The 20536-nt window shown below is 68.8% G+C and carries 17 protein-coding genes and 1 tRNA gene; 16 read left to right on the forward strand and 2 right to left on the reverse strand.

The genetic code is table 11. From position 1 onward, the window contains the following. Positions 1–49: 49 nt before the first annotated feature. Positions 50–1300: a sarcosine oxidase subunit beta family protein gene (locus tag J2W78_RS20515; protein WP_253373444.1), complete on the reverse strand. Its 1251-nt coding sequence runs from the start codon at positions 1298–1300 to the stop codon at positions 50–52. A gap of 110 nt (positions 1301–1410) precedes the next feature. On the opposite strand from J2W78_RS20515, the gene J2W78_RS20520 reads away from it, so the two are divergent. The 7 genes from J2W78_RS20520 to J2W78_RS20550 all read left to right on the forward strand — a co-directional run bounded on the left by J2W78_RS20520 (position 1411) and on the right by J2W78_RS20550 (position 7931). Continuing rightward, on the forward strand, positions 1411–2409 hold the full coding sequence (locus tag J2W78_RS20520) for a GlxA family transcriptional regulator (protein WP_253373445.1): 999 nt from the start codon (positions 1411–1413) through the stop codon (positions 2407–2409). A 253-nt stretch (positions 2410–2662) separates the two neighbouring features. Next, entirely contained in the window at positions 2663–3595 is a 933-nt protein-coding gene (locus J2W78_RS20525) for a class II glutamine amidotransferase (protein ID WP_253373446.1), read from the forward strand. Then, complete coding sequence (locus J2W78_RS20530) at positions 3595–4284, forward strand: protein glxC (RefSeq protein ID WP_253373447.1); 690 nt, start codon at positions 3595–3597, stop codon at positions 4282–4284. The genes J2W78_RS20525 and J2W78_RS20530 overlap by 1 nt, the downstream gene beginning before the upstream one ends. Further along, positions 4284–5630, forward strand: coding sequence for an FMN-binding glutamate synthase family protein (locus J2W78_RS20535; RefSeq protein ID WP_253373448.1), 1347 nt, complete (start codon positions 4284–4286; stop codon positions 5628–5630). Before J2W78_RS20530 ends, J2W78_RS20535 begins: the two co-directional genes overlap by 1 nt. Before the next feature lie 89 nt (positions 5631–5719). Further along, entirely contained in the window at positions 5720–7018 is a 1299-nt protein-coding gene (gene glnT / locus J2W78_RS20540) for a type III glutamate--ammonia ligase (protein ID WP_253373449.1), read from the forward strand. 218 nt (positions 7019–7236) lie between these two features. Then, positions 7237–7746, forward strand: a complete 510-nt coding sequence (locus J2W78_RS20545; protein ID WP_253373450.1) for a hypothetical protein — start codon at positions 7237–7239, stop codon at positions 7744–7746. A 110-nt stretch (positions 7747–7856) separates the two neighbouring features. Beyond that, positions 7857–7931 (forward strand) — tRNA-Gly (locus J2W78_RS20550). 463 nt (positions 7932–8394) lie between these two features. Here the strand turns inward: J2W78_RS20550 and J2W78_RS20555 are convergent. Further along, on the reverse strand, positions 8395–9201 hold the full coding sequence (locus J2W78_RS20555) for a crotonase/enoyl-CoA hydratase family protein (RefSeq protein WP_253374103.1): 807 nt from the start codon (positions 9199–9201) through the stop codon (positions 8395–8397). Between the two features lie 311 nt (positions 9202–9512). Between J2W78_RS20555 and J2W78_RS20560 the strand changes: the two genes are divergently transcribed. The 9 genes from J2W78_RS20560 to J2W78_RS20600 all read left to right on the forward strand — a co-directional run bounded on the left by J2W78_RS20560 (position 9513) and on the right by J2W78_RS20600 (position 20436). Next, entirely contained in the window at positions 9513–10598 is a 1086-nt protein-coding gene (locus J2W78_RS20560; RefSeq protein ID WP_253373451.1) for an efflux RND transporter periplasmic adaptor subunit, read from the forward strand. After that, positions 10595–13702 (forward strand): efflux RND transporter permease subunit, encoded by a 3108-nt coding sequence (locus tag J2W78_RS20565; protein ID WP_253373452.1) that lies wholly within the window; start codon positions 10595–10597, stop codon positions 13700–13702. Before J2W78_RS20560 ends, J2W78_RS20565 begins: the two co-directional genes overlap by 4 nt. A 231-nt stretch (positions 13703–13933) precedes the next feature. Beyond that, a complete protein-coding gene (locus J2W78_RS20570; protein WP_253373453.1) occupies positions 13934–14476 on the forward strand; it encodes a TetR/AcrR family transcriptional regulator in 543 nt (180 codons plus the stop codon). A 329-nt stretch (positions 14477–14805) separates the two neighbouring features. Continuing rightward, the gene (locus J2W78_RS20575) at positions 14806–15624 is read left to right on the forward strand and encodes a Vgb family protein (RefSeq protein ID WP_253373454.1); all 819 of its coding nucleotides are present in this window, start codon (positions 14806–14808) and stop codon (positions 15622–15624) included. A 173-nt stretch (positions 15625–15797) separates the two neighbouring features. After that, positions 15798–16346, forward strand: a complete 549-nt coding sequence (locus J2W78_RS20580; RefSeq protein WP_253373455.1) for a PaaI family thioesterase — start codon at positions 15798–15800, stop codon at positions 16344–16346. 46 nt (positions 16347–16392) lie between these two features. Beyond that, entirely contained in the window at positions 16393–17577 is a 1185-nt protein-coding gene (locus J2W78_RS20585; RefSeq protein ID WP_253373456.1) for a thiolase family protein, read from the forward strand. Positions 17578–17653: 76 nt separating this feature from the next. Then, complete coding sequence (locus J2W78_RS20590) at positions 17654–19057, forward strand: MATE family efflux transporter (protein WP_253373457.1); 1404 nt, start codon at positions 17654–17656, stop codon at positions 19055–19057. A gap of 27 nt (positions 19058–19084) precedes the next feature. Beyond that, the gene (locus J2W78_RS20595; RefSeq protein ID WP_253373458.1) at positions 19085–19462 is read left to right on the forward strand and encodes a DoxX family protein; all 378 of its coding nucleotides are present in this window, start codon (positions 19085–19087) and stop codon (positions 19460–19462) included. A 152-nt stretch (positions 19463–19614) separates the two neighbouring features. After that, entirely contained in the window at positions 19615–20436 is an 822-nt protein-coding gene (locus J2W78_RS20600) for an oxidoreductase (protein ID WP_253373459.1), read from the forward strand. The last annotated feature ends 100 nt before the right edge of the window (positions 20437–20536 follow it).

Here is a 20536-nt window from a genome sequence, read left to right on the forward strand (position 1 = left end):
GCTCCTCTTCGAGATCGGCGCCCGCGCAGCGGGCGCCGCCAAGGAAGTATCAATGCAGGTTGGGCTGCGCGCCCATGCCCTTCTCGTCGATGAGATGACCGGTGGCGAAGCGGTCGAGACGGTAGGCGCTCGCATCCGCGTGGGGTTCGTCGCGGGCGATCAGGTGGGCGAAGCAGAAGCCCGCGGCCGGCGTCGCCTTGAAGCCGCCGTAGCACCAGCCGGCATTGAGATAGAGGCCGCCGATATCGGTGCGGTCGATGATCGGGCTCCCGTCCATCGACATGTCCATGATGCCGCCCCAGTGGCGCAGCAGCCGCAGGCGCCCGAGGCCGGGCCACAGCGCCATCCCGCCCTCCATCACGTCCTCGATGGTGTGGAGGTTGCCGCGGCTCGCATACGAGTTGTAGCCGTCGATATCGCCACCGAAGACGAGGCCGCCCTTGTCCGACTGGCTGACGTAGAAGTGGCCGGCGCCGAAGGTCATCACGCCGTCGATCAGGGGCTTCACGCCCTCGCTGACGAAGGCCTGGAGCACGTGGCTCTCGATCGGCAGGCGCATGTCGACCATGCCGGCCAGCAGCGAGGAGGAGCCGGCCACCGAGATCGCGACCTTCCCCGCACGGATGAAGCCGCGGCTGGTCTCGACGCCGGTGACGCGGCCGTTCTCGCGGCGGATGCCGGTGACGGCGCAGTTCTGGACGATGTCGACGCCGCGCGCGTCGGCCGCGCGGGCATAGCCCCAGGCCACCGCATCGTGGCGCACGGTGCCGCCGCGGCGCTGGAGCAGGCCGCCCTTCACGGGGAAGCGCGCGTTGTCGAAGTCGATGAACGGCACGAGGCGGCGCACGCCCTCGCGGTCCAGAAGTTCGGCGTCGATGCCGGCGAGCCGCATGGCGTTGCCGCGGCGGGCATAGGCGTCGCGCTGCGCATCCGAGTGGTACAGGTTCAGCACGCCGCGCTGGCTGACCATGGCATTGTAGTTGATGTCCTGCTCCAGCCCCTCCCAGAGCTTCATCGACCGCTCGTAGAATGGGATGTTGCCCGGCAGACCGTAATTCGAGCGCACGATGGTGGTGTTGCGCCCGACATTGCCGGAGCCGATGTGGCTCTTCTCCAGCACGGCGACGTTGGTGATGCCGTGCTCACGCGCGAGGTAGTAGGCGGTGGCGAGCCCGTGCCCGCCGCCGCCGACGATCACCACGTCGTAGGCCTCCTGCGGGGCGGCGTCGCGCCATTGCGGGGTCCAGTCGCGCTGGCCGCGCAGGGCTTGTCCCAGGACGCTGAAGAGGGAGTAGCGCATGCGGGGATCCGCTCAATCGCCGGAGGAGTGTCGCTCGCCCCCAGCACTAGCCGACATCGCCCGCGGTCTGGCTTGCATTTCGCGACATGATTCCGGCAAATCGCGTAGAAATGCATGAGACACACGAACCGACCGGCCGGGCCCGGTCCGGGCGCAGGGCGCCGCGGGCGGCCACACCCGCCCCGCGCACGGTCGGCTTCGTGCTGGTGCCGGACTTTCCGCTGATGGCCTACACCGCGGCGGTCGAGCCCCTGCGCGCCGCCAACACGCTGTCGGGCTGCGAACTCTACCGCTGGTGGCACGCCGCTCCCGGCGGCGGCGTGGTGCAGGCCTCGAACGGGCTCGGCATCCTCACCGACGTCGCCGTGGGCGCCGGAAGCATCGCCGCCGACCGCGTCTTCGTCTGCGCCGGCGGCAATCCGGCCGAGTTCGACGATCCCGCCCTGTTCGCGTGGCTGCGCGGGCTCGCCCGCCACGGGGTGACGCTCGGCGGCATCTCCGGCGGGCCCTATCTCCTGGCGCGCGCCGGCCTGCTCTCGGGGCGGCGCTGCACCCTGCACTGGGAGCACGTTCCGGCCTTCGAGGAGCGCTACCCCGAGATCGCGGTTGTCCGATCGCTGTTCGAGATCCAGGGCGACCGCATCACCTGCTCCGGCGGCATCGCCGCGCTCGACCTGATGCTCGACCTGATCGGGCGCGACCACGGCGCCGGCCTCGCGGCGGGCGTCAGCGACTGGTTCCTGCACAACCAGATCCGCGAGGGCCTGAGCCCGCAGCGGATGGATCTGCGCCAGCGCTTCGGCGTGCGCGACCCGCGCCTGCTGCGGGTGCTCGCGGCGATGGAGGCGAACGTCGAGGCGCCGCTCCCGCGCGAAGCCTTGGCGGAACTGGCCCACGTCTCGGTGCGGCAGTTGGAGCGGCTGTTTCGCGACGGCCTCGGGCGCGGGCTGCACCGGCATTACCTGCACCTGCGCCTCGACCGGGCACACCAACTCGGCCGGGAGAGCGCGTTGAGCCGCGCCGAGATCGCGACAGCGACGGGTTTTGCGAGCGCGGACGAGCTGTCGCGGGCCGAGCGGCGGCGCGGGCAGCAGGGGGCTGAGTCCTGACGCGGTAACCTCCCAGCGAACGGGCCATCATCCTTTCGCTTGAAGCTGGGTTTCACCCTCTCCCCGCCGGGCGGGGAGAGGGGATGCAGGTTTCATCGGAGTACTGCTTCCTCAAACCGGCAAGGGAGGCGGCAGCGCGAATGATAGTCGCGTCGTCAGTTTCATGAGAGGAAATTTTCGTGCCTGAAAGTTGACGTAACCGCGGCACCGTGCGATCCCTCTCGACACTGATCGAACGGACGGGGCGACGCCGATGTGCGGTATTGTCGGACTATTCCTCAAGAATCCGAAGCTTGAACCGCAGCTCGGCGCGATGCTCTCCAAGATGCTGGAGACGATGACGGATCGCGGTCCCGACAGCGCGGGCTTTGCGGTCTACGGCTCGGACGGCATCTCGGATGCAGGCAGCGTGAAGCTGACTCTGCGCGGTCCCCGCGCTTCGGCCCTGCGCGAGGCTGTCTCGAAGATGGAAGGGGCGCTGTCACTCTCCACCGAGGCGACCGAGCGCGACACCCACACGGTCCTGTCCGTCCCGGCGGAGCGCGAGGCGGAGATCCGCGCCTGGCTCAAGGACAACGCGCCGGGCATCGATGTGGTGAGCGCGGGCCGGCGCATGGAGATCTACAAGGAGGTCGGCCTGCCGGCATCTGTCGCCGAGCGCTTCGCCCTGGAGGGCATGGCCGGCACCCACGGCATCGGCCACACCCGCATGGCCACCGAGAGCGCGGTGACGACCAACGGCGCCCATCCGTTCTCGACCGGCACCGACGAGTGCCTCGTCCATAACGGCTCGCTGTCGAACCACAACGACCTGCGCCGCCGCCTCCGGCACGAGGGCCTGAGCTTCGCGACGCTGAACGACACCGAGGTCGCCGCCGGCTACCTGAGCTGGCGCATGCGCGAGGGCGCCTCGCTGAAGCAGGCGCTGGAATCGAGCCTGACCGATCTCGACGGCTTCTTCACCTTCGTGGTCGGCACCGAGAACGGCTTTGCCGTGGTGCGCGACCCCATCGCCTGCAAGCCCGCCGTAATGGCCGAGACCGACGACTACGTCGCCTTCGGCTCCGAGTACCGGGCGCTGGTGGGCCTGCCCGGCATCGACACCGCCCGCGTGTTCGAGCCCGAGCCGGCCAAGGTCTACGCGTGGGAGCGCGTCAGCCACCACGCCTCCGGGGAGCGCCAGTGATGCCGAGCTTCGACCTGCGATCCGCCCCTCTGCGCGAGCTGAACCGGGCGCTCCACGCCCTGCGGCCCGACACCAACGAGACTCACTGGACCGTCACCGGTCCGGACGGGCGCCACGCCATCGCCGCCGGGCTCGACGCGCCGGTCTCCGTCGAGATCGAGGGCAATGTCGGCTACTATTGCGCCGGCATGAACAAGCTCGCCACCGTTCTCGTCAACGGCAATGCGGGCGTGGGGGTGGCCGAGAACATGATCTCCGGCCTCGTCCACGTGCGGGGCGATGCCAGCCAGTCGGCCGGCGCCACGGCCCATGGCGGCACGCTCATCATCGACGGCAATGCGGGCGCCCGCTGCGGCATCTCGATGAAGGGCGTCGATATCGTCGTGAAGGGCTCGATCGGCCACATGTCGGCCTTCATGGCACAAGCCGGCACGCTCACAGTGCTGGGGGACGCCGGCGAGGCCTTGGGCGACTCCCTCTACGAGGCCAAGCTCTACGTGCGCGGCTCGGTCAAAAGCCTCGGCGCGGACTGCGTCGAGAAGGCGATGCGCGACGAGCATCTCAGGGAACTCGCCGAGAAGCTCGCCGCCGCCGGCCTCGCCGGGGAAGTGAGCCCGAGCGAATTCCGCCGCTACGGCTCGGCTCGCACCCTCTACCACTTCCACGTCGACAACGCCGGAGCCTACTGATGACGGATCATCGCCAGCCTCCGCGCACCAAGCCGCGTCTGTCGGCGACCTTCACCCCCGACGTGATGTCCGAGATCCGCCGCGCGGCGGCCACCGGCATCTACGACATCCGTGGCGCGGGGGCGAAGCGCGCGCTGCCGCATTTCGACGACCTCCTGTTCCTCGGCGCCTCGATCAGCCGCTATCCGCTGGAAGGCTACCGCGAGCGCTGCGGCACCGAGGTGGTGCTGGGCGCGCGCTTCGCGAGCAAGCCGATCCACCTGAAGACGCCGGTCACCATCGCCGGGATGAGCTTCGGCTCGCTCTCGGCCAACGCCAAGGAGGCGCTCGGACGCGGTGCCACCATCGCCGGCACCTCCACCACCACCGGCGACGGCGGCATGACGCCGGAGGAGCGGGGCCATTCCAAGACCCTGGTCTACCAGTACCTGCCGTCGCGCTACGGCATGAACCCGGACGACCTGCGCAAGGCCGACGCCATTGAGGTCGTCATCGGCCAGGGCGCCAAGCCCGGCGGCGGCGGCATGCTGCTCGGCCAGAAGATCACCGAGCGCGTCGCCGGGATGCGCTGCCTGCCGCCCGGCGTCGATCAGCGCTCCGCCTGCCGCCACCCGGACTGGACAGGGCCGGACGACCTCGCCATCAAGATCGAGGAACTGCGCGAGATCACCGATTGGGAGAAGCCGATCTACGTCAAGGTCGGCGCCTCGCGCCCCTACTACGACACCGCGCTCGCGGCGAAGTCGGGCGCCGACGTGGTGGTGCTCGACGGCATGCAGGGCGGCACCGCCGCGACGCAGGACGTGTTCATCGAGCATGTCGGCATCCCGACACTCGCCGCGATCCGCCCGGCGGTTCAGGCGCTTCAGGATCTGGGGCTCCACCGCAAGGTGCAGCTCGTGGTGTCGGGCGGCATCCGCTCCGGCGCGGACGTGGCCAAGGTGCTGGCGCTCGGCGCCGACGCGGTCGCCATCGGCACCGCTGCGCTGATCGCGCTCGGCGACAACGACCCGCGTTGGCAGGCCGAGTACGAAGCACTCGGCACCACGGCCGGCGCCTACGACGACTGGCACGAGGGCCGCGACCCCGCCGGCATCACGACCCAGGATCCGGAACTGGCCAAGCGCCTCGACCCGGAACTCGCCGGCCGCCGGCTCGCCAACTACCTCGCGGTGATGACGCTGGAGGCCCAGACCATCGCGCGGGCCTGCGGCAAGAGCCACCTGCACAACCTCGAACCCGAGGATCTGGTGGCGCTCACCATCGAGGCCGCGGCGATGGCACAGGTGCCGCTCGCCGGAACCGGCTGGATTCCCGGCAAGAACCCGACGGCGTCCGGCATGTGATCTGCGTGGGCCGCTCCCGAGGCTTCGAGGGCGGCCCTTTTTCTTTTGTGACGATGGGGCCGAACCACCAAGCCGGGAGGATTCTTGCAATGACGCACGAACTCGAAGCCGCCGCCCGGGAACGCGGCATCAAGTACTTCCTCATCTCCTACACCGACCTGTTCGGCACCCAGCGCGCCAAGCTGGTGCCGGCCGCCGCGATCGCCAGCACCTGCCGCAACGGCGCGGGGTTTGCCGGCTTCGCCACCTGGCTCGACATGAGCCCGGCGGATGCCGACCTGCTGGCCATGCCCGACCCCGAGGGGCTGATCCAGCTTCCCTGGAAGCCGGAAGTCGGCTGGCTGCCCGCCGACCTCGTCATGGACGGCAAGGCCGTCGAGCAGGGGCCGCGCAACATCCTCAAGCGCCTGATCAAGGAAGCGGCCCGCGAGGGGCTTCAGATGAAGAGCGGTGTCGAGTGCGAGTTCTTCCTGATCACGCCCTGCGGCTCGGAGCCCGCCGACACCGCCGACCGGCAGACCAAGCCCTGTTACGACCAATCCGCCCTGATGCGCCGCTACGAGGTGATCACCGAGATCTGCGACGCGATGCTGGCGCTCGGCTGGAAGCCCTACCAGAACGACCACGAGGACGCGAACGGCCAGTTCGAGATGAACTGGGACTACGATGACGCGCTGATCACCGCCGACCGGCACGCCTTCTTCAAGTACATGACCCGCTCGATCGCCGAGAAGCACGGCTTCCGCGCGACCTTCATGCCCAAGCCCTTCATGGACCTGACGGGCTCGGGCTGCCACGCCCACGTCTCGCTCTGGCGCGACGGCCAGAACGTCTTTTCCGACCGCTCGGACGAGATCGGCCTGTCGAAGCTCGGCTACCACTTCATCGGCGGCCTGATCCACTCGGCGGATGCGCTCGCCGCGCTCACCAACCCTTGCGTGAACTCCTACAAGCGTATCAACGCGCCGCGCACCACCTCCGGCGCAACCTGGGCGCCCAACACCGTGACCTACACGGGCAACAACCGCACCCACATGATCCGCATCCCCGACGGCGGGCGCTTCGAGTTCCGCCTCGCGGATGGGGCAGCCAACCCCTACCTGCTCCAGGCGGGCCTCCTCGCCGCCGGCCTCGACGGCATTCGCCAGGGGCGCGATCCGGGGCAGCGCCTCGACATCAACATGTACACCGATGGCCACACCGTGGAGGGCGTCAAGCGCCTGCCGCTCAACCTGCTCGATGCGCTCCGCGCCCTCGAAGCGAGCCCCGTCCTCAACGAGGCGCTCGGTGCCTTCGTGCCGAGCTACCTCAAGCTCAAGCGCTCGGAATGGGACGATTACTGCCGCCACCTGACGCAATGGGAGCGCGACACCACGCTCGATTGCTGAGCGATCCTCCGGCACCCGGCCGATCCCTTCGGTCCGATGCGGTATCGCGTGCGGCGGGCGGACGCGATGAGGCCGAACGCGCCGTCGGCTTCTCCGAGAGGGCCCGAACGAGCCCCGGGCAGGGCGGCGTGAGGTCGGTTGCTCGATCCGGCTCCGTCGGACTATCGATCGCCCAGCCGCCGTCGCCCCGACGGAGCGACAGGGAGACCCGATCCCCGATGGCGTGGCTCGGACGCCTCCTTCTGGCTGCCTTCGCCTTGATCGTGGCCATCCCGGCCGGCGCCCTGACACTCGGCTCCGGGGTGTTGCTCGATCCGGGCTTCCGTGAGGCATTGGGCGAACTCGGCCTTGTCGGTCTCCTCGCCGGCCTGTCGGATCTCGCGCAAGGCGTTCCGCCGGATATGGCGGTGATGGCCGTGATCCTCTTCGCCCAAGCGCTCAGCCTCCTGCTGAGCCTGCCGCCGACGCTGGCCGCGCTCGTCGGCGAGACGCTCGGGCTGCGCTCCCCATTCTGGTACGGCGGCGCGTCGGGCGGCCTCACGGCGCTTCTGCCCTGGCTCGCCCGCAGCGGCCCGCCCCCGGCCGCCGGATCGGTGGCGTCGGCCGCGGAAGCGCGGCTGGCCGCGATCCTCCTCGTGACGGGCGCCGTCTCGGGTCTGGTCTACTGGCTGATCGCCGGCCGCAGCATCGGCAACCGGACCCGGCGGCGCGGCGGCGACGCATTTTAGGGGTGGACAGGCGTCCGCCATCGCTTATGAAAATGGGGTGCGTCCGAAGCCCCGTGCTCGGAACCACCCTCCGGCTCAAGAGCGCCTCATTGCTCCGTGAGCGGCCGGATGCGGGCGTAGTTCAGTGGTAGAACGTCAGCTTCCCAAGCTGAATGTCGTCGGTTCGATCCCGATCGCCCGCTCCAACTAACGAGCTGAAGCGTCAGCATTTTTAACGCTCCACCGCTGACCTCGCGCTTGTCACGTTTGCCACCGCGTTTGTTATGGCCTGTTCAGGCCCCGTTCTTCACGCTTCGGTGAGCGATGCGTAGCGTCGCCACCTTGCGTGATTTTCCGACCGCGCCGCGCGAGTAGCGCGCCGTCGTCGAGGCTTGTGTGTGGGCGGTGTGCCGTCTGCCAGTCCCGCCGCGGGCAGACGCCTCACGGTAGGATGATCTTCGAGCTTCATGGAGTACGGATCGTCGGCCTGGGGCGAACTGATGGCCGGGATGCCAGGATTTTGCGAAACGGGCTTCCCAGCGCTGATCGCCCTGAAAATATATTTTGATATAAATCTATATTGCTGCGTCCCCGTGTGCGCAACCGGTCGGGCTCGTCACATCTTTGGCGATGCACCCGATGCCGCTACGCCCAGTCGCGCGGAGGCGCTCATCGGCCGCGATAGACCGGCTCCCGCCCCTCGGCCTCGGCCTTGCGGCCTTCGAGGAAATCCTCGGTGGCGTAGAGCGCCCGGTATTGCTCGGCGAGGTTGGAGAACGCCACGCCTTCCGACTGGCCGACCGCGACGCGGGCCGACCCCAGGGTGGCCTTGATGCCCAGCGGGCCGCAGCGGGCGATCCGAGCGGCTATGTCCAGCCCCCGTTCCAGGGCGGAGCGAGGGTTCGGGGCGATCTCCTGCACCAGCCCCATGCGCCGCGCCTCCTCGGCTCCCCAGTGGTCGCCGGTCAGCATGTATCGCATCGCGTTGCTCCAGCCGGCCTCGCGCGGAAACCGCACCGTTGCGCCTCCCCCTGGAAAGCGTCCGTGGGTGTTCTCGTCCTGGGCGAAGCGTGTCTCGGCCGATGCGATGCGGATGTCGGCCACGAGGAAGAGTTCGTGGCCCATGTTCCAAGTGTCGCCATGCACGACCACGACGAGCGGCTTGCTCAGGAGGGCGCGCCGTCCCAACGGGTCGATCCCGTCGGCATCGGGCGCGCGCGCCTTGCCCGTCCTCAACACCTCGGCGAAGGCATCGACGTCGATGCCACGCGTGAAGTTCTCGCCGTGCCCGAACAACACGGCGGCGCGAAGGTCGTCATCGGCATCGTACGCGGCGTAAGCCCGTGCCATGGCGCCGAACGCCTCGGGATCGACCCGGTTGTGAACGTGGGGCCTGTTGAGGCCGATCAGGCAGATCCCGCTCCGTCGCTCGACCGTGACCTTACGGCCTGCCGGCGGCTCGCCTGGGCCTTCTATACGCCCTTCCGTGGGTTGCGAGCCTTTGGCGGGCCCACCCTCGGCAAGCAGGCCAGACGCGCCCCCCCGCCAGGGAAGACATGACGACCGCGCGTCGCGACGGTCGGGACAGTGGCACTGACATTCGCAACACCCTGAATTTCCTGGACGTCTCGTCGGTCCGGACCTCGCCGGCTCCCCGTCCGAGCATCGGACCTCGACTTTTTCCGAAGCCGTAGACCGGCGGGCGCGAAAGCCATTGACGATAGATGACGGCCGTAATAGATGATGGGCTTAATTTCAAACACTCAGTTGGTCATGGGGAACCGGCTATGGATGCGAGATGGATGATCGGCCTGACCGGTTTGGCCCTTGCGGCCTGCTCGCCGGCCGAGACGGCCGTGACGCCGGAGCCGCCCCTGGTCCAAGTCGCCGAGGTCGCTCCGGCGGTCGGCGGGGTCTCGCGCTACACCGGCGTGATCCGGGCTCGAACCGAGAGCAACCTCGGCTTCCGCGTCGGGGGCAAGATCTTCGAGCGTCTCGTCGATCCGGGGGACCGGGTGCATCTCGGGCAGCCGCTGATGCGTCTCGACCGCACCGACTTCACCCTCGCGCTCAACGCGGCGCGTGCCTCCGTCGAGGCGGCACGCGCGCAGATGATCAAGGCCAAGGCGGACGAGGAGCGTAGCCGCAAGCTCGTCTCGGACGGCTGGACCTCCAAGCAGACCTACGACCAGAACAAGGGCGCGGCCGATTCCGCCATCGCCCAGTTCGCCAACGCCGAGGCCCAGGCCAGCCAGATCGAGAACCAAGCGGCTTACGCCGAGCTCAAGGCCGATGCCGACGGCGTGGTCATGGAGGTGCCCTCCTATCCGGGCGAGGTGGTCGCCGCCGGCCAGACCGTGGTCAAGCTGGCGCGTGACGGGTCGCGCGAGGCGGAGATTTTCCTGCCCGAGGCGAGCCGGCGTCTGGCCAAGGGCGAGGCTTCGGCGACGCTCTATGCCGAGGGCGAGGCAACCTATCAGGCCCGCCTGCGCGAGCTCTCCGCCATCGCCGATCCGGCCACGCGCACCTACCGGGCGCGCTACATCCTGTCGGGGGGCGGCGAGGACGCGCCGCTCGGCGCTACCGTGACCCTGCAGCTCAAGTCCCGCGAAGCCGCCCGTGCCGCGACGGTCGAGGTGCCCCTCACCGCCCTCTTCAACCAGGGACGCGGCACCTCGGTCTGGCGCTACGATGCCGAAAGTCAGACGGTGAAGCCGCAGGCCGTGCAGGTCGCCCGCATGGGCGAGGAGCGTGCCGAACTCGCGACCGGCCTCAATCCGGGTGACCGGATCGTGGCCCTCGGAGCCCACCTCCTGAAGGCCGACCAGAAGGTGCGCCCTGCGCCCGCCAGCATGACCGGGGTGGTGCGATGAGCGGCTTCAACCTCTCGGCGCTCGCCGTCCGCGAGCGGGCCGTCACCTTATTTCTTTTGATCGCTCTCACAGGCGCGGGCTTCTTCGCCTTCGAGAAGCTTGGACGCGCAGAGGACCCGGCCTTCACCGTCAAGGTCATGACGGTCTCGGCCGCTTGGCCCGGAGCCACGGCGGAGGAGATGCAGCGCCAGGTCGCCGACCCGCTGGAGAAGCGACTGCAGGAACTCGTCTACTACGACCGGGCCGAGACTACGGTGCGCCCGGGCCTGATGGTGACCAAGGTCATCTTCAAGGACAACATGCCTCCGGCCAAGCTGCAATCGGAGTTCTACCAGACCCGCAAGAAGCTTTCCGACCAAGCCGCCAGCCTACCCCGCGGCGTGATGGGCCCGCTGTTCAACGACGAGTTCTCGGACATCTACTTCGCCCTCTACGCCGTGCAGGCCAAGGGCCTGCCGCACCGCCAGCTCGTGCTGCGCGCAGAGGACCTGCGCCAGCGCCTGCTGCGGGTGCCGGGCGTCGAGAAGATCAACATTCTCGGCGAGCAGGCCCAGAAGATCTTCGTCGAGATTTCCTACCAGCGCCTCGCGACGCTGGGCATCAACGGCCAGCAGGTCCTGGCCGCGCTGGCCAACCAGAACGACGTGACGCCCGCGGGCTTCGTCGAGGCCGAGGGCCCGCGCGTCTACCTGCGGCTCGACGGGGCCATCGATGGGATCGAGGCGGTCCGCAACCTGCCGGTGGCGGCGGGCGACCGCAGCCTCAAGCTCGGCGATATCGCCGAGGTCAAGCGCGGCTACGAGGACCCCAGGACCTTCGAGATCCGCAACGACGGCGAGCCGGCGCTGATGCTCGGCCTCGTAATGAAGCCCGGCTTCAACGGCTTGACCCTCGGCCAGGCCCTGAACGCCGAGGAAGTCGCCATCCACCACGAGACACCCGTCGGCATCACCTTCACCAAGATCACCGACCAAGCGAAGGTCATCGACGACGCCATCCATGAGTTCATGGTGAAGTTCTTCACCGCGCTCGGCGTGGTGATCCTCGTGTCCCTGGTGGCGCTGGGCTTCCGGGTCGGCATCGTTGTGGCGCTGGCCGTGCCGCTGACGCTCTCGGCGGTGTTCGTCGTGATGATGCTCACCGGCCGCGACTTCGACCGCATCACGCTCGGCGCCCTCATCATCTCGCTCGGCCTCCTCGTCGACGACGCCATCATCGCCATCGAGATGATGGTGGTGCGCATGGAGGAGGGCTACGACCGCATCGAGGCGGCGACCTATGCCTGGAGCTCGACCGCCGCGCCGATGCTCACCGGCACGCTGGTCACCATCGCCGGCTTCCTGCCCGTGGGCTTCGCCGCCTCGACGGCGGGCGAGTATGCCGGCAACATCTTCTGGGTGGTCTCGTTCTCGCTCATCATCTCGTGGATCGTGGCGGTGACCTTCACGCCCTATCTCGGCGTCAAGCTCCTGCCCAACATCAGACGAGTCGAGGGCGGCCACGACGCGATCTACGCCACGAAGAACTACGAGCGCCTGCGCCGGATCGTGCGGATGTCGGTCGACCATAAATGGTGGGCCGCCGGCATCACCGTGGCGCTGTTCGCGGGTGCGGTGGTCGCCATGGGCAAGGTCGAGCAGCAGTTCTTCCCGAACTCCGAGCGCCCCGAACTCATCGTCGAGGTCACCCTTCCGGCGGGCTCGGCCTTCGCCACGACGGAAGCCAGCGTCAAGCGGGTCGAGGCGGCCGTACGCGAGCTTCCCGAGGCCAGGGAGATCACGAGCTACATCGGGCAGGGCATGCCGCGCTTCGTGCTCTCGTTCGACCCCGAACTGCCCGATCCCGCCTTCGCGCAGATCGTGGTGCAGACCGCCGACGCGGCGGCCCGCGACGCCCTGCGGGTCAAGGTGCGCGGGCTCGTCGACGCGGGCCGCTTCCCCGAGGCGCGGGTGCGGGTACTGCAGATCGTGTTCGGGCCGCCGGTGCGCTTCCCCGTCGCCTTCCGGGTGGTCGGACCCGACCTCGATGTGATCCGCGGCATCGCCGCCGAGGTGTCCGAGGCGATGGCCTCCAACCCGAACATGCGGATGGTCCACCTCGATTGGGGCGACAAGACTCCGAGCCTGCGCCTCGCCCTCGACCAGGAGCGCCTGCGCCTGATCGGCCTGACCCCCAAGGAGGCCGGCCAGCAGTTGCAGAACTACCTCAACGGCACGCCCGCCACCCAGGTGCGCGAGAACCTGCGCTCGGTCGACGTACTCCTGCGCAGCCCCGGACCCGAGCGGCGCTCACTCGGCGACATCGGCGACCTGACGCTTGCGACGAAGGACGGGCGCCAGGTGCCGGTCTCGCAGGTTGCCCGGCTGGAAAGCCGCTACGAGGACGCAGTGCTCAAGCGCTACAACCGCGAGACCTACATCCGCGTGCAGGGCGACGTGCTCGACGGCAAGCAGCCGCCGGACATTCACGCCCAGGTCTTCCCACTGCTCGACCCGATCAAGGCCAAGCTGCCGCCGGGGTATCGCATCGACACGGCCGGCTCGGTCGAGGAGAGCGTGAAGGCGCAACTGTCGCTGGCAGCCGTATTCCCGGTCATGCTGTTCGTCACGCTGACGGTCATCATGATCCAGGTCCGGTCGTTCTCCGCCATGTTCATGGTGTTCGCGACCGCCCCGCTCGGGCTGGTGGGGGCCGCGCCGACGCTGCTGATCTTCGGGCAACCCTTCGGCTTCAACGCGATCCTCGGCCTGATCGCGCTGTCGGGCATCCTGATGCGCAACACCCTGATCCTCGTGGACCAGATCCACCACGATCAGGCCGCGGGGCTGTCGGACTACGACGCCATCGTCGAATCGACCGTGCGGCGGGCGCGCCCCGTCATCCTGACGGCGGCGGCCGCGATGCTGGCCTTCATCCCGCTCACCCACTCGGTGTTCTGGGGAGCGCTCGCCTACGTGCTGATCGGCGGCGTCGGCGTCGGCACGCTGCTGACCCTGCTGTTCCTGCCCGCGCTTTACGCCCTCTGGTTCCGCGTCGTGCGGGAACCGCGCAGGGACGAGGCTGCCTCTCGCGCAGGCTCGGTGCCGATGCCCGCCAAACCCTGATACGGGCCGCCCCCTTCGATGCCCCGTCTTCGGGGCATCCCGAGATCGCGCGTTCGTCCGTCGAGCGTGCGATGCGTCGACCGGCCTGCGCTTCCGCTCACCTCGCGTAGGCCGGTCGATCAGCTTTCTTCACAGCATTGGAGCGCTCCGGGGAAGCTCAACACCCATCGCCACTTCAATACATGACTCATTGCATCTATATGATCATCTTCAACGGCGAAGGACGGTAGGATGCCCAGGGTCTCGCAGGAGCAAGCCAAGCTCAACCGAGAGCGTGTCGTCGAGGTCGCGTCCGCCCTGTTCCGGGAGCGTGGCCTGCACGGGATCGGCGTCGTGGACATCATGGCGGCCGCCGGCCTGACCCATGGCGGCTTCTACGGCCAGTTCGCCAACAAGGAAGCCCTTGCGGCCGAGGCGTTCGACGCGGCGATCGGCAACGAATACCGGGCGAACCTCGACACCTTCATCGAGAACTACCTCTCCCTCGGACACGTCCGGACACCCGGGAAAGGCTGCCCCGTCGCGGCCCTGGTGAACGACGTGGGGCGCGAGCCTGCCGGCAGCGCCTTACGGTCGCGGTTCACCCATGCGGTCAAGGGGCTCGCCGGCCTCATCGCGGACAGGCTGCCCAAGAGCTCCAAGGAGCGTCGTCGGCAGCGCTCCCTCGTGGCGCTGTCGACCATGGTCGGGGCGGTAGTGCTGGCGCGAGGCGTCGACGACGAGGCGTTGGCCGACGAGTTGCTCAAGGCGGCGCGCACCACCGTCACCGGCTGAAGCGTTCCGGGACCCCGCTTTTCGAAGCGGGTCATCCCAACCAAAGCGGAATCCGCGTTGACCGGTTCAACGCGGTCAAATAGATTAATATCATAATTTTTACTGATGCTGATTCCCAGGTGGATCGGGCCGTCACGGGACGATGGCCCGTCTCGGTCACCTCAGAGGAGCTGACGATGATGAACCCAAGTCGCTCGGCGCGTCGCAGAGGGCATTTCAGGCGCGCAGTGAGGCTTTCGCTCGCCGTCGCCTCCTTGAGCTTTCCTGCCCTCGCCTCCGACGGTTCGACGAGCGTGCGGCTGCCGGAGAGCACTCGTTTCCCGGAGAGCGTGACGTCGGACGCGAACGGCACGATCTTTGTGAGCAGCATCGCGGATGGCGGGGTTCTCAAGCTCGCCGCGGACGGGGCCGTCACGTCGCAGTTCCTGAAGCCGGGCGACCATGGCACCCGGTCGACCTTCGGCCTGCTCGCCGATCCCCAGCGTGGCGTGCTTTGGGTCGCCTCGAACGACGCCACGGCCCTCGGAGCGAAGGGGCCGACCGGCACGGAAGGCGCGTGGGTCAAGGCCTTCGATGTCGCGACGGGGGCCATGAAGACGAGTGTCAGGCTGCCCGGCGCCAAGGCGCTCGCGAACGACTTCGCCCTCGACGGCGACGGCTCGCTCTACGTCACCAACACGTTCGCGCCCCAGATCCTGCGGCTCAAACCCGGCGCCACGGAGTTCGAGGTCTTCATCGAGGACCCGGCCCTGAGCAAGGGGCTCGACGGCATTGCCTTCGGCCCCGACGGGAACCTCTACGTCAACACCTTCATGGGCGGCGAGCTGTTTCGCATCGAGGTGAAGCAGGGCGCGGCCGGTCAGGTCACGCAGCTCGAAACGCCGCGTCCGCTGAAGTTCCCGGACGGGCTGCGGGCCTTCAAGGACGGGTTCCTGATGGTCGAGGGCAGCGGCGCCCTGAGCCGTGTCACGGTCTCCGGAAACAGTGCCAGGATCGAGCCGATCGGGCAGTTCGCGGGCCCCACCGGCGTAGCGGTTTCCGGCGACAGGATCTGGGTCTGCGAGGGCCAATTGGGGCTCATGTCCAAGCCGCCCGAGGCCGGAGGTGACGCACCGAGCTTCCATCTCCGCTCCGTGAACGTCCAATAACGCGGCGACCGACGGCCACCAAGAAGGCTCGCCCCGGTCTCAAAGCCAGAGTTCGGTTCCGGCAGCCCATCGGAAGCGGGCCGCCGACATGGCTCGCCCTTGGGCCGACGGTCTCGCTCCTCGGTCGTGGAGCCGCGGCTCCAAGACCGGCAGATCCCCACGAAGGTTCATCGATGACGGGCGAAGCGCATCCTGAAACGCACGCACCTTCGCGGCGCAGGGTCGTCGAGTGGGCCGATCCTCGTTCCATCGCCGCGGCGGGACAAGCCCTGGCAGGGATCGACTTCCTGCGCGCGCTCCTAGCGGGGGAGATCGCGCCACCGCCCGTGATCCAATTGCTCGGTATCGAGTTCGTGTCCGCCGATCCTGGCACGGCCACCATGCGCATGCCGGCCGCGGAGTACCTCTTCAATCCGTTGGGCTCCGTCCATGGCGGATCCCTTGCCACGCTTCTCGACAGCGTCATGGGGTGTGCCGTGCACTCCACCTTGCCGGTCGGACGCGGCTACACGACGCTCGAGTTCAAGTTGAATTTCCTGCGCGCGGCCACCGATCGGTCCGGCCTTCTGACGGCCGTCGGGCAAGTCATCCACGCCGGTCGGCAACAAGCCGTGGCCGAAGGTCGCCTCAGCGACGAGTCCGGCCGCCTCGTCGCGACCGCAAGCACGACCTGCCTCCTGTTCGATCTGCCTACCGCCGGGACGCATCCCGCCGTCGGCTGACCGCGCAGGAATTTCGCCGCCCCCCCTGCTGACCCGAGTTTCGCCGATGTCGACCCGCCAGATCGTGCTTTGCCATCCTGTCCGCACCGCCATCGGCGGTTACGGCGGCAGCCTCAAGGACGTCGCAGCGACCGAACTCGGCGCGGTCGCGGTCCGTGAGACCCTGCGCCGCGCCGGCCTCGACGCCAGCCGGCTCGGCAGCGTGACGATGGGCAACGTCGTGCAGGCCGGCAACCGCATGAACCCGGCCCGACAGGCCGCAGTGAACGGCGGTGTGCCCGTTTCCGTGCCGGCGCTGACCGTCAACCGCGTCTGCGGCTCGGGAGCCCAGGCCATCGCCACGGCGGCCGACGAGATCCGGCTCGGCCATCACGACGTCGCGGTCGCGGGCGGCATGGAGAACATGGACCGGGCGCCGTACCTGATGGGGAGTGGGCGCTGGGGTCATCGGATGGGCCACGCCCAGCTCCTCGACAGCATGCTCGCCGACGGCCTCGTCGATGCCTTCTCGGGCGAGCATTCCGGCTGGCACACCGAGGCCGTGGCCGCCCACTCGGAGATCGGCCGGGAGGCGCAGGACGCCTGGGCGGCCCGCTCCCAGCAGCGGTTCGAGAGGGCTCGGTCCGCGGGCGCCTTCGACGGGGAGATCGTTCCAGTCGAGATCAAGGGCCGCAGAGGCGTAGAGATCTTCACGCGCGACGAGGCTCCCCGTCCCGAGACCAACGTCGAGACGCTGGCGAGGCTGAAGCCGGCGTTCCGGAAGGACGGCACCATCACGGCCGGCAACGCGCCGGGCCTGAACTCGGGCGCTTCCGCGATGATCGTGGCCGAACGGGCCTTCGCGGAAACCAAGGGCCTCGACGCGTTCGGTCGCCTCGTCGCGTACGGCGTCGGCGCCTGCGAGCCGGGCCTGTTCGGCCTTGGTCCGATACCGGCCGTGCGCCAGGCGCTGGAACGGGCCGGATGGTCGCTCGGCGACCTGGAGCGCGTCGAGATCAACGAGGCCTTCGCGGTGGTGCCGCTCGCCGTGGCCAAGGAGCTTGGCCTGCCCGAGGACATCGTCAACGTCGAGGGCGGAGCCATCGCGCACGGCCATCCGATCGGGGCGACCGGCGCGGTCCTGACGACCCGCCTGCTCCATTCCATGCGCCGGGACGGCATCCGGCGCGGGCTGGTCACGCTCTGCATCGGCGGCGGCCAGGGCATCGCCCTCGCCGTCGAGGCCGCCTGAGCCGGAGCGCTCGGCGGGGATCCCGCCGATTCCAGGCGTCTGGGCTCGCAATCCATGACTTCGTGAGGGTTCCGCCATGGACACACGCACGCGCCGCCTGCTGGAAGCGCCTCTCGTGCCGACCCTGGCCCGGATGGCCGCGCCCAACATTCTGGTGATGGCGGTCCAGACCTCCGTCGGCCTGATCGAGACGTATTTCGTGTCGATGCTCGGGACCGACGCGTTGGCCGGCATGGCCATCGTCTTCCCGGTGGTGATGCTGGTCCAGATGCTCTCCGCCGGCGGGATGGGGGGCGCCATCCAGTCGGCGGTCTCCCGCACGCTGGGTGCGGACCGACGGGCGGATGCGGGAATCCTGGCTTGGCACGCGACGGCGCTCGGCCTGGGGCTCGGCATCGCGACGAGCGTCGTTGCCCTTCCCCTGGGGCCCACTCTCTACGCACTGATGGGTGGGGCCGGAGGCTCGCTCCGGGCCGCGACCACCTACGCGAGCATCGTTTTGGGCGGGGCAGTCCTGATTTGGCTGTTCAACGCGCTGTCGGCGGTGATCCGCGGCACCGGCAACATGGCGCTCCCGGCCATCGTCACCTGCGTCGGGGCCGTCGTGCTGGTGCCGCTCTCGCCCGCGCTGATCTTCGGCTGGGGACCGTTCCCCGAGCTTGGGGTCGCGGGCGGCGGCGTGGCGTTCGCGGCCTACTACGCCGTGGGGTCCGCGGTCTTCGCCGCCTACATCTGGTCGGGCCGCGGCGTGTTGCGCCCGAGCCGGCGCTTGCCGAAACTGACCTGGGCCCCGTCCCGGGAGATCCTCCGCATCGGGGTGCTCTCGGGCATCGCCAGCGTGACCTCCAACGTCACGGTCATCGCCGCCACTGTCTTCGTAGGGGCAGCCGGGCCGGCGGCCGTGGCCGGGTACGGCACCGGTGCGCGGCTGGAATATCTCTTGGTTCCCCTCGTCTTCGGTCTGGGCTCGCCCATCGCGGCCATCGTCGGTACGGCCTTGGGAGCCGGGGACCATGCCCGCGCCCGTCGGGCAGCCCTGACCGGCGCAGCCGCCGCCGGCGTCCTGACGGAATGCATCGGGATCGCGGCCGCCCTGCATCCGGTCGCCTGGCTTGGCCTGTTCGGGGACGACCCGGCGATGCTCGACACGGGCTCGCTCTATCTGCGTGTGGTCGGCCCGTTCTACGGGTTCTTCGGGTTCGGGCTGGCCCTCTACTTCGCAGCCCAGGGCGCGGGTCGCGTCGGCTGGCCGCTCGCTGCCAGCCTGCTCCGGATGGGGGTGGCGCTGGGCGGAGCCTGGACTGCCTCGGCGCTCGGGTTCGGGTCGGGTGGCACCTTCCTCGCCGTCTCGGCCGGGTTCGTCGTCATGGGCCTCGTCAACGCAGCGGCCTTCGCGACGGGCCGCATGTTCTCGCGCGATCCCACCGACCTCCCGTCCGTGACGCCCTTGCCCGCCGCGGCTGCGGTCGCCAGGCGCTGACCGTCCCGTCTTGAGGAGACGCCCCCGATGATTGTCACATCCAATGGGCGACGCCTCGGCGAGTGGGCGCTCCGACTCCTGCTCACGGTGGTCTTCGTCGTCGCGGCCGGGATGAAGCTCACGGCGTCCGAGTTCGAGGTCTCGAATTTCGGGCGCTTCGGCTACCCGTCCTGGTTCATGTACGCGGTCGGCATCGCCCAGTTGCTCGGCGCGGGCTCGCTCTGGGTCCGGGGTTCCGTCGCCTACGGGGCGCTGTTGCTGGCCGCGCTGATGGCCGGCGGTGTCTTCAGTCACCTTCGCGCCGGTGACCCGGTCGTGATGGCCGCTCCGGCGCTGGGGCTGCTGGTGCTTCTGTGCGGCCTCGCCTTCGCCCGGCGAGGTGAGCTTCTACCTCGACGGGGCTGAACCACGAACCGGTACGCGGCTCTACGGGCCATTCTCCATTCCCGATGCGGCAAGCCGCCACGACACCGTCGCAGCGGCTTGCCAATTAAAATTATGCACGTAATTTATTAAGCCGTGCGGCGGGTGGCCTGTCGCGACAACGGGAGGGCATCGTGGCTCAGGGAAGCATCAAGACCGCAATCGTCACCGGCGCAGCCGGTGGCATCGGGTTATCGACCGCAACGGCCTTGCAGGCCGCGGGCTATCGTGTGTTCGGGACGAGCCGGAAGCCCGCTCCGAATGGGGGCGGCGGGACCAGGATGCTGGTGTGCGACGTCACCGACGAGGCATCCGTCGCCGACATGGTCGAGACGGTCTTCGGCGAGACCGGACGCATCGATCTCCTGGTGAACAATGCCGGCTTCGGTATCAGCGGCCCTGCCGAGGAGACCTCAGTCGCGCAAGCCCAGGCCATGTTCGACGTGAACCTGTTCGGCGTCATCCGGACGACCCAGGCGGTTCTGCCCCTGATGCGCGCCCAGAGAGGCGGTCGCATCGTCAACGTCAGCTCGGTGCAGGGCTTCATACCGGCCCCCTACATGGCGCTGTACGGCGCCAGCAAGCACGCGGTCGAGGGCTACTCGGAGTCGCTCGACCACGAGGTTCGCGGCCAGGGCATCCGGGTCGTGCTCGTCGAGCCCGCCTTCACGCGGACTGCCTTCGACGAGAACCTGGTCCGGCCCGATAAGCCCCTGGCCATCTACGAGGCGGACCGGGCCGGGCGCGGCAAGTTCTGGAGCGAGGTCATGAAGACCGCCGATGCGCCCGAGGTCGTGGCGAAGGTCATCCTGAAGGCCGCGACCGCGGAGGCGCCGAAGCGCCGTTACGCGGCGGGACCGAAGGCGCGGCAGGTCAGCCTCCTGCGCCGGTTCGTCCCGGCGGGCGCCTTCGACAAGGCCCTTCGTAAGGAAATGCAGCTTCCGCCGATGTCCTGAATACTCGCAACGGTCAGGCTCACGTTCGACAGGCGGGCACCCGTCCTCGGACTTGAATTGCCTCTGCGGCGCCTCTTGTTCGTGGTCGAAACGAAGCTCA

Origin of the sequence: Methylorubrum extorquens (assembly GCF_024169925.1) — a bacterium.
Classification (GTDB): Bacteria; Pseudomonadota; Alphaproteobacteria; order Rhizobiales; family Beijerinckiaceae; genus Methylobacterium; species Methylobacterium extorquens_A.

Bases quoted from the DNA above. Each gene is read 5' to 3' on its own strand.
- J2W78_RS20590 (WP_253373457.1), top strand. From the start codon at position 17,654: ATGGACACACGCACGCGCCGCCTGCTGGAAGCGCCTCTCGTGCCGACC.
- J2W78_RS20560 (WP_253373451.1), top strand. From the start codon at position 9,513: ATGGATGCGAGATGGATGATCGGCCTGACCGGTTTGGCCCTTGCGGCC.
- J2W78_RS20520 (WP_253373445.1), top strand. From the start codon at position 1,411: ATGCATGAGACACACGAACCGACCGGCCGGGCCCGGTCCGGGCGCAGG.
- J2W78_RS20580 (WP_253373455.1), top strand. From the start codon at position 15,798: ATGACGGGCGAAGCGCATCCTGAAACGCACGCACCTTCGCGGCGCAGG.
- J2W78_RS20585 (WP_253373456.1), top strand. From the start codon at position 16,393: ATGTCGACCCGCCAGATCGTGCTTTGCCATCCTGTCCGCACCGCCATC.
- J2W78_RS20595 (WP_253373458.1), top strand. From the start codon at position 19,085: ATGATTGTCACATCCAATGGGCGACGCCTCGGCGAGTGGGCGCTCCGA.
- J2W78_RS20545 (WP_253373450.1), top strand. From the start codon at position 7,237: ATGGCGTGGCTCGGACGCCTCCTTCTGGCTGCCTTCGCCTTGATCGTG.
- J2W78_RS20535 (WP_253373448.1), top strand. From the start codon at position 4,284: ATGACGGATCATCGCCAGCCTCCGCGCACCAAGCCGCGTCTGTCGGCG.
- J2W78_RS20515 (WP_253373444.1), bottom strand. From the start codon at position 1,300: ATGCGCTACTCCCTCTTCAGCGTCCTGGGACAAGCCCTGCGCGGCCAG.
- J2W78_RS20525 (WP_253373446.1), top strand. From the start codon at position 2,663: ATGTGCGGTATTGTCGGACTATTCCTCAAGAATCCGAAGCTTGAACCG.
- J2W78_RS20570 (WP_253373453.1), top strand. From the start codon at position 13,934: ATGCCCAGGGTCTCGCAGGAGCAAGCCAAGCTCAACCGAGAGCGTGTC.
- J2W78_RS20530 (WP_253373447.1), top strand. From the start codon at position 3,595: ATGCCGAGCTTCGACCTGCGATCCGCCCCTCTGCGCGAGCTGAACCGG.
- glnT (WP_253373449.1), top strand. From the start codon at position 5,720: ATGACGCACGAACTCGAAGCCGCCGCCCGGGAACGCGGCATCAAGTAC.
- J2W78_RS20565 (WP_253373452.1), top strand. From the start codon at position 10,595: ATGAGCGGCTTCAACCTCTCGGCGCTCGCCGTCCGCGAGCGGGCCGTC.